Source organism: Aetokthonos hydrillicola CCALA 1050, assembly GCF_017591665.1.
GTDB lineage: Bacteria > Cyanobacteriota > Cyanobacteriia > Cyanobacteriales > Nostocaceae > Aetokthonos > Aetokthonos hydrillicola.
This window is the reverse complement of the sequence record NZ_JAAKGC010000135.1, coordinates 1-11965: the sequence shown is the minus strand read 5'-3', so window position 1 is coordinate 11965 and position 11965 is coordinate 1. Positions and strand designations below refer to the sequence as shown.

Annotated in this window: 7 protein-coding genes and 1 pseudogene; 3 read left to right on the top strand and 5 right to left on the bottom strand. The window is 43.1% G+C overall.

Going from position 1 to position 11965, the window contains the following annotated elements; translation table 11 throughout:
- The 3 genes and pseudogenes from G4P69_RS32945 to G4P69_RS32935 form a co-directional block, all read left to right on the top strand.
- On the top strand, window positions 1-1529 hold a 1529-nt coding region (locus G4P69_RS32945; RefSeq protein ID WP_208354032.1), incomplete at its 5' end, for a response regulator.
- A gap of 254 nt (window positions 1530-1783) precedes the next feature.
- Window positions 1784-2110: pseudogene (locus tag G4P69_RS32940) on the top strand (sensor histidine kinase); the annotation flags it as partial.
- Between the two features lie 148 nt (window positions 2111-2258).
- Window positions 2259-3365, top strand: coding sequence for an alkene reductase (locus G4P69_RS32935; protein WP_208342800.1), 1107 nt, complete (start codon window positions 2259-2261; stop codon window positions 3363-3365).
- Between the two features lie 229 nt (window positions 3366-3594).
- Here G4P69_RS32935 and G4P69_RS32930 read toward each other — a convergent pair whose 3' ends face one another.
- The 5 genes from G4P69_RS32930 to G4P69_RS32910 form a co-directional block, all read right to left on the bottom strand.
- The gene (locus tag G4P69_RS32930; protein WP_208342799.1) at window positions 3595-4425 is read right to left on the bottom strand and encodes an energy-coupling factor ABC transporter ATP-binding protein; all 831 of its coding nucleotides are present in this window, start codon (window positions 4423-4425) and stop codon (window positions 3595-3597) included.
- Window positions 4426-4429: 4 nt separating this feature from the next.
- Complete coding sequence (gene cbiQ, locus G4P69_RS32925; protein ID WP_208354025.1) at window positions 4430-5224, bottom strand: cobalt ECF transporter T component CbiQ; 795 nt, start codon at window positions 5222-5224, stop codon at window positions 4430-4432.
- Window positions 5208-5531: an energy-coupling factor ABC transporter substrate-binding protein gene (locus G4P69_RS32920; RefSeq protein ID WP_208342798.1), complete on the bottom strand. Its 324-nt coding sequence runs from the start codon at window positions 5529-5531 to the stop codon at window positions 5208-5210. The genes cbiQ and G4P69_RS32920 overlap by 17 nt, the downstream gene beginning before the upstream one ends.
- Before the next feature lie 43 nt (window positions 5532-5574).
- Complete coding sequence (locus tag G4P69_RS32915; protein ID WP_208342797.1) at window positions 5575-6282, bottom strand: energy-coupling factor ABC transporter permease; 708 nt, start codon at window positions 6280-6282, stop codon at window positions 5575-5577.
- Window positions 6283-6505: 223 nt separating this feature from the next.
- The gene (locus G4P69_RS32910) at window positions 6506-11944 is read right to left on the bottom strand and encodes a DEAD/DEAH box helicase (protein WP_243903118.1); all 5439 of its coding nucleotides are present in this window, start codon (window positions 11942-11944) and stop codon (window positions 6506-6508) included.
- Window positions 11945-11965 lie beyond the last annotated feature (21 nt).

Genomic DNA, 11965 nt, shown 5'->3' with positions numbered 1-11965 from the left:
TTGGTATCCCTAGCAATCGCTTGGATCGACTTTTTAAACCTTTCAGCCAAGTAGATGCTTCCATGACGCGACGTTATGGTGGTACCGGTTTGGGATTAGTCATTAGCAAGCGTCTGTGTGAGATCATGCAAGGTAGAATGTGGGTAGAAAGTGAGCTGGGTAAAGGTTCCACGTTCTATTTCACCGTCAAGCTGCAAGCTTATTCCTCTTCAATAAAAACCACCTGTAGTTTCGATCCTGAACTCATTGCTAAACGCCTACTACTAGTAGTAGGCAACGCCAATTTAACAAAATGTTTAACAAAGCATCTTCAAACTTTTGGATTACATATTGAAGCTGTTAATTCAAATTCAGCTGCCCTACAATCGATTGAGCAGGATTACTTCGATTTAGTCATATTAGATATCGATACCCCCCATCTTAATGCTTTCAACCTTGCGGCTGCGATCAACTCCATCCCTAGACGAAAGAAATTACCCTTAGTAATGTTAAGTTCTAAGAGTAAGCAGGCTTTAGAAATAAAGCAGATGGGAAGTGTGTTTACTGCGTTTATACATAAACCTGTACGGCAGTACCAGTTACACAATACGCTATTACAAATAGTTCGCGGTGTTTGGTCTACTGGCTTTAATTCTAAGGAAACTATAGCCTCTTATTCTCGTGTTCGTCCAACGAATCTTCCTACAATTGATGCTCAGTTAGCTGAAAATTCACCTCTCAAGATCCTGCTGGTTGAGGATGTGTTGGTGAATCAAAAAATTGCCCTTAAAATGCTCGAGCGGTTTGGGTATCGGGCAGATGTGGCTAATAACGGGTGTGAAGCCCTGGAAGCTTTCCAAAAACAAATTTATGATGTTGTGTTTATGGATGTTCAGATGCCGGAAATGGATGGGTTAGAAGCAACTCGTCGGATTCGAGGAGAATTCTCCCATACTACTCAACCTCATATTATTGCAATGACTGCCCATGCTCGCTTAGAAGATCGGCAAGAGTGTTTTATAGCTGGGATGAATGATTATATTAGTAAGCCGATCACACCTGAAGCCCTCCTAGCCGTTCTCCAAAAACTTTCTATGCAGGACAATAAACCATCAGCATCTCCTATACCTCAGACTGTGGAGGGTACTTCTGTTACTTCTCCAGTACCATCCCCTAACATTAGTTTGGAACAAGTCATAGACGACAGTATTTTGCAAGATCTCAGAAATATGGCAGGTAGTGATGCCGATCGCCTAATTGCTGAACTGATCGAAGTTTACCTGGAAGATACCCCAAGTAAAATAACGGCGATTAAGGATGCTTGTGCTTCTGAAGAGAGATCAAAACTAAACAAAGCAGCCCATGCTTTGCGATCGCCGAGTGTTAGTCTTGGTGCAGTCCAACTAGGAAAAATTTGTAAGACTTTGGAAGATAATGCCCACGAGCAGCCATTCGATAAACTTTCTCAACTGGTTATTCAACTAGAAAGCCAATATGAGCATGTCGTAAAAGTATTTAAAAGCCTTAATGCTCAAAGTCAAGCTAACTAAGCCATAGGCAACGAAAGAAACGATTTAAGCTTTTTTGATATTTATTTTCAGTATTTAGTTTAATTGCTGGATGATTTATGATAAAGAAGGCAGGAAAAAAGGTACACTGCAACTCATATCATGTATAGTGTTTTAGTGTGGATTTTTCTTTGCTCAAACTAGTACAGCGCGGCGTAAATAACGATACCAAGAGGTTTGGCATTTGTTGGGACCATTCGCCGAAGACGTGCTGGATAACGGTAACCCGTCATGGAGTGAAGAATCTACTGACCAATGCCATCAAATTTACTCCTCTAGGAGGAAGAATTGAAGTTCATCTTCATGTAATTGAAACACAAGCTCAGATCGTGGTGAGTGATACTGGTTGTGGAATAGATGCTGAGTTTTTGCCTTATGTGTTTGACAGTTTTCGTCAAGCAAAAAGTTCACACTCTACTAAAGGACTAGGATTGGGATTAGCGATCGCACGCTACCTAGTGCAACTTCACGGTGGGACTATTCGTGCCGAAAGTAGTGGGCTTGGGCAAGGGGCAACGTTTACCGTTAAGCTACCGCTATTTGGTGTTAGCCTTTGGATCTGAAAATAAGCGAACGTACAGTTTGATCGGGGTGATGCACAAAATCCTATTCGCCGAATATGATTAAGATTTGAAACATTTCGTTAGGCGATCTGCTGCTTTTGTGCAGTTTGCTTAAGAACTCATAATTCTATTTCGAGGTGGAACCCGAATGACTGCTCAAACACTATCCGCAACACTGCTGAGCCCTTTTGATTTAGGAGGGTTAACCCTTAAAAACAGAGTGCTAATGGCTCCCTTGACGAGAGCGCGTGCAGGTGAGGAGCGGGTACCTAATGCTTTAATGGCAGAATATTACGCGCAACGGGCAACAGTTGGTTTGATAATTTCAGAAGCTACTGCAATCTCAAAACAAGCAAATGGTTGGCTAAATACCCCTGGTATTTATTCAGAAGAACAAGCGCAAGCCTGGAAGCAGGTTGTGAATGCAGTACACGCTAAAGGAACTCCCTTTTTTCTACAGCTTTGGCACACAGGTAGAGCTTCTCACAGTAGTTTTCAAGAAAATAATCAACTCCCAGTTTCCGCTTCTGCTCTTAAGATTGAAGGAGACTACATTCACACGGCGATCGGCAAACAACCCTACGAAATACCCCGCCCTTTAGAGACAACCGAGATACCTCTAGTCGTAGAAGATTATCGTCAAGCTGCTGAGCGAGCTAAAGATGCTGGTTTTGATGGTGTGGAAATTCATGCAGCCAACGGTTATTTAATCGATCAGTTTCTACAATCTAAAACCAACCATAGAACTGATGAGTACGGTGGTAGTATTGAGAATCGCTATCGTTTTCTTAAAGAGATTGTGGAGGCTATATTAACTATATTCCCTGCTAACCGAATAGGAGTTCGCCTGGCTCCGAATGGTGTTTATAATGACATGGGTTCTAAGGATTTCCGAGAAACCTTTCTTTATGTCGCAAAGCAATTGAATGTTTATGGTCTGGCTTATCTGCACTTAATGGATGGACTAGCGTTTGGTTTTCACAATTTCGGAGAACCAATGGTGTTAGCTGAATTTCGCGAGGTGTTTACAGGTGCACTCATAGCTAACTGCGGTTACACACAAGAAACAGCAGAATCTGCAATTAAAGATGGTAATGCTGATTTGGTAGCCTTTGGGCGACCATTAATTAGTAATCCTGATTTAGTAGAGCGTTTTGCTAATGGTTGGCCTTTAAATCCCCCAGGGGATCAAAGTATCTGGTATTCTTTTGATAAAGAAGGTTACACCGATTTTCCTAGTTATCAACAATCGTAATTGATATTTCGGTGTAGGGGCGTGCGGCGCACGCCCTTAGATTTACATTTCTCAAATCAGAGAACGCTTGTGCGGTGCGTTAGGACGCAAAAATTGATTAATGGTAAAACATACAGCAGTTTTGAGACAAATGAGGTACACCGATAGTCCAAGGGCATAGCCTCCGGCTTCTCGCAGAGTACGCCATTTGCCCCTACTAATCTACCTCACGCACCTTACGAACCAATGTCTAAAAATAGCGGAATAAATTCAAAATCCGTTGCCGTACCCTTTCCAAAATAGGGCCTTCTTCCGCAACTCCTTCAGCAAATAACATATCATATATTAGTGGTACTCCTAGCTGTAACTCTTCAAGGAAGTCACGTTGAGTGAAGACATCCTGTGGTTTTCCTTCTAAAACAAGTTGTCCGTGATCCATAACAAAGATCCAGTCAGCCCAGCGATACACTAAATCAAGATCGTGGGTTGCCATAAGTATTGTTGTCCCATCTGCATGAATCTTTTTTAGAGTCGCCATTAAATTACGAGTGTGTAACCGATCCAGATACGCTGTTGGTTCATCTAGCAACAAAAGTCTAGGTTGTAGTACCATCACATCAGCTATGGAAACTCGCTTTTTTTGTCCTAAACTGAGATGATGCACCGGTCTAGTTGCTAGTTCGGTTAACCCAAACTCAGCTAAAGCTTGCTCGACTCGTTGTTTAATTTCTGCTTCTGGTAATTGTAAATTGCATAACCCATAAGAAATATCTTCTTCTACTGTAGAAGCTACCAGCTGTTGCTCTGGATCTTGAAAAATTAGCCCAACTTTTTGCCGCAGTTTCATCAAGCAGCTATGGTCGTATTGTAGTGCCTTGCCTTGAAACCGTATAGTACCCTTTTGCGGTTTGTATAGACCATTAGCTAATAAAAATAACGTTGTTTTGCCACACCCATTTTGACCAATCAATGCACATCGTTTATTAGCTGGGATTCTGAGCGTTAAATTATTCAGAGCCGATTGTTGCGCGCCTTGATAGGTGTAATGTACTTGCTCAAATTCAAGTAAATATTCTTGCATTTTGTCAGGCAGAGAGACTCCATTCTAATCCCACTAATACTACACAGCCAAAAACTGCTTCGATCGCATAGCGCTTGGATTGCTTGTAACGATAGGGATGCCAAAACCGCAATTCTCCATTAAAGCCTCTTGCCGCTAAACTTAAAGAAACCTGACGATAGTTCTCTAAGGTTCGTTTGAGTAATTGTCCAATCAGTAGTGCTAAACTTTTCATGCCAATGCTAAAGGTGCGGTAACCACCACGGGATTGTTGGGCTGTCCATAACTCCGCCGATGTATTTAATAGTACAAAAATGAAGCGGTACATCAATAATAGCAGATCAGTTAAAAGTACTGGAAAACCAATGCGCCGTAGGACTTGTAAAACTTCCGTGAAGGGGATAGTTAGCATGATAAAGTACAAGCACGATACAGAGGCGATCGCTCGTGCTAAAATTGCCAATGCCTGATCAAGACCGTTGCGACTGATATATAAATAATAAGAGCCAAAAGTCAAGCCTGTTAACGAGTCTGTCGATACTAAATGTATTTGGGAAATATCGATTGCATTAAGTACTAAGGCCGGTAAACTAGTTAACCAGAATAAAGCGGCCACATAAAGTAATTTCATATAAGTTTTGGCGGCGATCCCTGCATAGATAACTGTCCAAATACTCATCCAAACAGCAATTAAAACTTGAACTAAAGGATGGGCAAAAGCAGCAATGGTCAGCACTACGGTAGCAAACAAAAGCTTTTGTTCTGGCGGTAACCAGCGCAAATGATTAGTGTAAGCTAAGGTATCAATCAGAATTCTCATTGTGTTGGTTTCTTTGTTCAGAGCGCCCTTTATACAATCCAATTACGTAGCCAATCACTCCAGCACCAGCTGCTGCTTGCACACTAAACAATAGGCTTTGAACTTCCGCACTGGGTAACTCAACTAATGATTTAAACCAAGGTTTATAGTCAGGCTGTATCTCGTTAATTTTCGCTTTTGCTTGGTCATCAGAACCGCCAAATTTCCCATCTTTAACTAAAATGAGTGGTGATACAGCTAATACCACGACTGCTAACAGCAACAGCCAGTTATTGATCTGTTGATTTTTAGGTTTTAATTTTGCCATTTTTGACTTTTGACTTTTGACTTTTGACTTTCGCGTAGCGGCGCTATCCTCTGTTCAACATTTCTAGTTCTTGACGTCCATAATTAGAAAGCCAGTTCCAGACAAGCACTGTTAAGAATCCTTCACTAATTGCTAAAGGAACTTGAGTAATGGCAAAAATCCCTGCAAATTTAATAAACGAAGCCATAAACCCACCTGTAGCAGACGGAAATGCTAAAGCTAGTTGCACAGAAGTAACTACATAAGTGATTAAATCTGCTAAAGCTGATGCAAGAAATATTGCTAACCTTTGGCGATTAGTTCGCATCACTAAACGGTATATCCAGAAAGCTGTAAATGGACCAACAATTGCCATTGAAAAAGCATTAGCGCCTAAAGTTGTTAAACCACCGTGGGCTAGTAACAATGCTTGAAATACTAATACTAGAGTACCTAGTACTGACATTGCTAGGGGTCCAAAGAGTATTGCGCCTAATCCTGTACCTGTGGGATGGGAACAACTACCTGTGACTGAAGGCATTTTCAATGCTGATAGTACGAAGGTAAAAGCGCCTGATAGTGCCAGGAGTAATTTTAATTCAGGGTTAGTTCGGGTGATACGTGTAAGCGATCGCAAACCCAAAGCAAAAAATGGTAAAGCCACTACCCACCAAAAAATTGCCCATTTAGGTGGTAAAAAGCCTTCCATTATATGCATGGCATAGGCTGGTGTAGATCCGCCAATAACTAGATAAAAGCTTAGACATGCCATCAGGGTTAAGCATATTAACCCTGATGTACGCTTTGACTTGATGAAAAAAATTCTCGACAAATTAATGTCCCTCACAGCGCTATCTTACAAACTTACAGCAAATCTAAGGATAGTTGACCGAATAAGATGATGATTCTGAAACCGATAAAGTTCCTATCGTTCCATGGACTAGATATAATAAGGGGTTAAATTGGTAAAACCTTCGCTGTGGAATGTTTTTCGGTCATACCTCCTTTTTGAGTTCTTCTACCAACGCCTTACCCCTAGCTAAATCAGCACCACTCAAAACTACCACTTGCCAAGGTGGGCTGGCATTACGTAAGCGATCGCGGATAAACTTATCGCGAAGTCTGTTTCCTCCTTGATGAAAGGCAATTCCGTCAATGTAAATTGCCAGCCTCCGTTCAGGTATAGCAAAATCAGCAACGGAAATTGGGGTCTTACTTGGCACTGGTATTTGTTTTTGAGGATAAAAACCATGTTCCTCGAATAGTTCCAGAAACTTTAGCTCTAGAGGCGAACCTACCCCTGCTGCATAGGCTTCTAACCAAGGTAACGGGTCGTCAATATCACCAACCTCTAAGGGACATTGCGCTGGTGGTGTTTGTGCAAGTTGTTCCAGCGCCGGGATGATTTGAGGCCAATGAAGTAGTTCGTGGTAACGTTGATTTTGATAAGATTTCAGGCAACGGTAACAGGCAGTTTCGCAGTTTGGATGGTCTAAATGCGCGATCGCTCTTTTTGCTACTTGATGAAAATCAATAGCAATACGACGTAAATACCCGCTCCCGCCTAAGCTGGGATCAATAAACGTCAACGAAATCTTGTTGTAATTTTTGCCTTCGGTGCTGGCTTTCCAAGTTCCCTCAAACTCAAAATCAATCTCAGAACCATCCAGCATATACAGGTGCTGCATTCCTGCTTTAAGAGCATAACCTAAAGACAACCCCCAAGACTGTAAATCGTCTTCTTCTATTGCGGTGGGAACAGGTATGATTAATCTTAATACTTCTGCCTTACCTACTGTGACAATTGCCAAAGGTCGTGGTGCTGTGCCTTTTTGGGGACAGTTTTCTCCATGACCATAAGGATCTTCTTGATTGGATTGTCTTGTTCTGCGGCGTCCTTGAGTTGCTACTTGCTGTAAATCAGGGTTTTGCAGCATTCGTCCGCACTCACCACATAACATATACCCTTTAGCCTCGTCGTGTAATAACGGAATACCTTGTTCTCTGTCTTGATTTTTCGGCGGTACTCCTTCATTAACCCAGCGTACTTCTTCATCTCGACTCCAACACAATCCCCAACCAGTATTTAACTTCCAACGTCCAACAACTTGTCCGTCCCACTGTGGGTAAGTTTTGACAAGATTACGGGTGGCGTAGCGTTCTTCTTCATCCAGAATCGGACTTTCGTCACGTCGCGCCAGAAAGCCAGCAAACTCCCCACCAGGATAAGCTTTTCCAGGCGCGTTATTTTGGCAACGAGGACAAGCAGGTTTGTCTGCATCAAACCGTAATTTGCAAGTGTTACATAAGCGATACAACCAAGTTGAGCTTTCAGTTCTGGGGTTCCAAGGGGAAGCGTTATCTAAACCCACAACTTTCCAGCGTTTGGTGCGGGCAAATACTTGGGCATCAGGTTGAAATTGACCAATGCCAAAACGTCGTGCTACAGTTACGGAGTCTTCTTCGTGTTCGTCGCCTAAAAGTCGCAGTGCTGCCGGTTGGGTAGGAAACTCGTATCCTGGAAGAATACCAAATTCAGCAAATCTACGCAGGGGATACCCAGAAGAACGGTCATCAGCTTCCGCATTATTATTTTTCTTGTCTGTTTGGATACCCAGGATTCGGGCAATGAGTTGAGCCGCACGAGTTCCAGCACGTTCCCCTTGAAGTTCGAGTGAATATGTATCAAGTGCGGTTCTAAGTTCCCTAACCTGTCGAGTGGTACGGTTGATAACATCCCAAATGCGTTCAGGTAACTTATTTAAGTGTTGGCGTAGGGCAATTTCATCTAATCCCGCTTCACTTAATACAGTCCCTTGCCAAGCTTGTAGAGCGATCGCAACGGCTTGGTCGATTTGTGCTTGGACTCCTTCCACCAGTGATTCTACAGCTTCATGGTTAATTTCACCGGCTGGAGAAATATACTCTACCATTTTACTTGCTAACCCTGGCTTGGCTGTACCGAAGGCGATCGCGTTCAAATGTCGGAAAATAACATCCCGATTACCCAATGCTAACGCGGGGGCTGGAACTTCCCCAGCAATCATCTCACTCGGTTGGTCGTAAAAATACTGGTCGTGAGGTGTATTACGAGCATAACCAACTACCAAGCCAATACGGGTACGCCGCCCAGCACGTCCTCCACGCTGAGCATAGTTATCAGGACGCGGTGGTATATTTCGCAAAATCACTGCATCTAATCCGCCTACATCAATACCCATTTCTAAGGTAGGCGAACAAGCCAATAAATTTACCTTTGATTCAGAAGCTTTGGCTTTAAAATCCTCTTCTAACTCAACTCGTACATCGTTAGGAACTTGGGCGGTATGCTCCCCTGCAACTAAGGGAATAAATTCTTTAGAGAGAATTCGTTTCAAATAGCGATTCTCCAGAATTTCTGAGTCGCGCCACTGTACCAAATTACCACGACAATGAGGGCAAGGATAACTATTTCCTACTCCTAAAATTGGGGTAGCGCAAACTTGGCAACGGTAACGCTGTTGTTCTGTAGCTTCTTGTAACTGCAACACTTCTGCGTTTACCTGCAACAACTTAATTTTCTCGCGCTGACCGTATAAATCAGTAGCTACGATAAAACTGCCATGCATTAACCATTCCAGCAGTTGTACTATGTGTTCTTCACTAGGAGTGATACCGTTCAGGCGTGCAAGCAAGTGCTTGAAAATACGTTCTAAACTAGGTCCTCTCCCTCCTACTTTGGGTTTACGCCAAAGATTATTCACCTGAACACCAAAAGGTATGAGCGCGCTATCCATATAAGGAACAGGTAAACCACCAGAAAAAGCGTAACCTTGGGGTCGCTTTAACCGCCTTTCCCACTCAGCAGCTTTGGTATAACTGGGACAACTGGGATGGGCGGGATGGTAACATAGTAATTCTCGACTGACACAGCCACGCCGTCGCATTTCATCTAGCAAGCAACGACTGAGATATTCTAAGTTTTCCGGAGATATTCCAAGACTTCTGGCGATGTCAGCACCTTGTTGTTTGACGTACTCGTCCAAACGATGGTAATTTATTTGTGTTAATCCTAAGTTGATTAGGGTTGCACGGTAACCAGCCGTAACCGCAATTTCATCCAGCAAAGGAGCTTCTTCCCAAGCACGGATTCTTTGCATTTTTTCATCATTAATCCAGGCATTCGGGTTATCAGGAGCATACTTATTATCTTGCTCTCTTATAGCCATTTCACCGAGAAGTTCGACAACTCTTTGCAAAGATAGCGCGCCATATTCTTTTAATAACTGCACTACCCGTCGCCGCATTCTGTCATAACGACTAGCAAAAACAATGAATCTTGCTTGATGGGCTGCATCTTGTCGGCTGTCGCTAAAAATTAATAACCGTTCTTTCCCGTCGTATCCATGCTGACGGCGATTGGTTACGGCTAAAGATTCCACTAAACCCTCACTCAGCACTTTTACTGCTGCTGATGTTCCTATTGCTATAGATGTAATGACATCGCGACTACCTGCGGTAGCACCACAGCACAAACAACGGGTACGGGCTGGTGCAAGGGTAACACGCCAAGGATAGGCATTTGAGTCACTACTAAAAGAGAGAGTAGATGTATCAAATGAACCGTCCAAAATTTGTCGCCCCTTCATCTGTGTGAGTTTCTTCGGATTGGCTTGGCGCGCGCGAGCTTGTGGTATTGCTTCTACTTCGTCAATGTCTTCATCAATTTCTGCGTTAGTCTCAAAGCGGTTGGGATCGTAAAGTATCCATTCTTGTCCTTCTCCAGGTAAAGCGCTGGGTTGTAGTGGTGCTGCGGTGGGTTCGCCTACAAAACGTAGATAGTCTGCACCACAATTACGACAAAGGTAGAGAGGGGCTGTATAAAAACCACATTCACAACGTTCTTCACCCATCGGGTAAAGTTTACCGCAACTGGGGTCAACACAACGGTGAAATTGCCAACCACCACGAATAAAGCGATGGGCGCGCAGTTGTAAGGCTCCAGGTGTCCCTTCTGGTAACGCTGCACCTACTAATAAGGCGGTTCGTACTTCATTTTCTATTGTGGTGTGTGAGAAGTGCGATTGCTCACTAATTTCCTGTTTTACTTTGTTGACTATTTGGGCGATTGAGAGAGGAGAACGGATTAGCCATCGGTTTAAATCCCACAGTAAGCGAGAGTGAGAGGTGAGCGAAGAGAGGGTAAAATTATCACTGTCCTCTATTCCTCCCAAAGCACAAAGGGCTTTTCTTACAGCTTCTGGGTTTGTAATATCCAAGTCCGCAAAATTAACAGGTTGGAGAGAATAAACTGCTTGTGGAGGTGTCTGAATTTCCGCGAGTTCTTCACCAATCACTCGAATGTTTGGTTTATCAACACCGGAGATTTTACTAAAAAATTCTTGGACAGCATCATCTCGCAGGCGAATTCTGTCTTCTAAGGTGTGTTCTCCCTCTGCTACACTTTTTATTGTGGCAGAAGTTGCAACCGGGAGAAATTGCGGATAGCGTTTTGCTTGTACTTCTGGGTTAACATCGCAATACCAGTCTTGTTTTGCGTTAGCAAGATGAGTTTGCAAGCGCCGTACTAACAAAGCTATGTTACTCCCCAAAGTTCCTCGATAGGTGTGAACCTCATCAAGCACCAAGAAACGACAACGGTGGTTAGCAAAAATATCTTCTCTATCGGCTGGACGAACTAAGAGGTACTCCAGCATCATGTAGTTCGTTAGTAGAATATGCGGTGGATTGTGACGTAAGGCTTGACGTTCTTTTTGCGTAGTTCCTCGGTCATATTTTGCTACAGTAATTGCCCCATCCCAACCAGATTCTTTTAGGTAATCTTCGATACGTAGTAATTGGTCATTTGCTAGGGCGTTCATTGGGTAGACAAGGATAGCTGTCAATCCAGGTTTTTTGCGAAATTCTGTTGCGTCTGCGATCGCATTCTGAATAACTGGTAATAGAAATGTTTCTGTTTTACCGCTACCTGTACCAGTCGTGACGACTAGGGGAGAGGGATTATTTCCTAATAAATGGTTAATAGCTTGACTTTGGTGTAGATAAGCAAACTCGCTACGGGAACGTTGCTGCATGACTTGGGCGAGTTTAGCATCTATAGGTAAATCACGCCATTTTTCACCAGTTTTAAAAGGACGATGGGCTTGATAAAACGGTTCTTGGGCTAAGAATAAGGGTTTGTCTATGGCTTTTTCTAACGAAGCTTTTAATTGGGGGTCTTTTGCTCTAAATTCAGTTAATAGATAATCGCGATACCCTGCAATGACTTGGTCGAGAACTTTGATAGGGTGTAAGGGACTAGGGGAAGTTGAAGAAGTTTGGGTGTCTGCGGGTGGTTTGGTGGTTTCCTCAAGTGTGGACTGTGAAGAACTGCGTTTGTTAACAAAATCAAGAAACTGTGAGCCTAGTCTCTCACTCATGGTGTCGGAGATCATCACATTCCCTAACTCGTCAAA

Bases quoted from the DNA above. Each gene is read 5' to 3' on its own strand.
- G4P69_RS32920 (WP_208342798.1), bottom strand. From the start codon at position 5,531: ATGGCAAAATTAAAACCTAAAAATCAACAGATCAATAACTGGCTGTTG.
- G4P69_RS32910 (WP_243903118.1), bottom strand. From the start codon at position 11,944: ATGATCTCCGACACCATGAGTGAGAGACTAGGCTCACAGTTTCTTGAT.
- G4P69_RS32915 (WP_208342797.1), bottom strand. From the start codon at position 6,282: ATGGCATGTCTAAGCTTTTATCTAGTTATTGGCGGATCTACACCAGCC.
- G4P69_RS32935 (WP_208342800.1), top strand. From the start codon at position 2,259: ATGACTGCTCAAACACTATCCGCAACACTGCTGAGCCCTTTTGATTTA.
- G4P69_RS32930 (WP_208342799.1), bottom strand. From the start codon at position 4,425: ATGCAAGAATATTTACTTGAATTTGAGCAAGTACATTACACCTATCAA.
- cbiQ (WP_208354025.1), bottom strand. From the start codon at position 5,224: ATGAGAATTCTGATTGATACCTTAGCTTACACTAATCATTTGCGCTGG.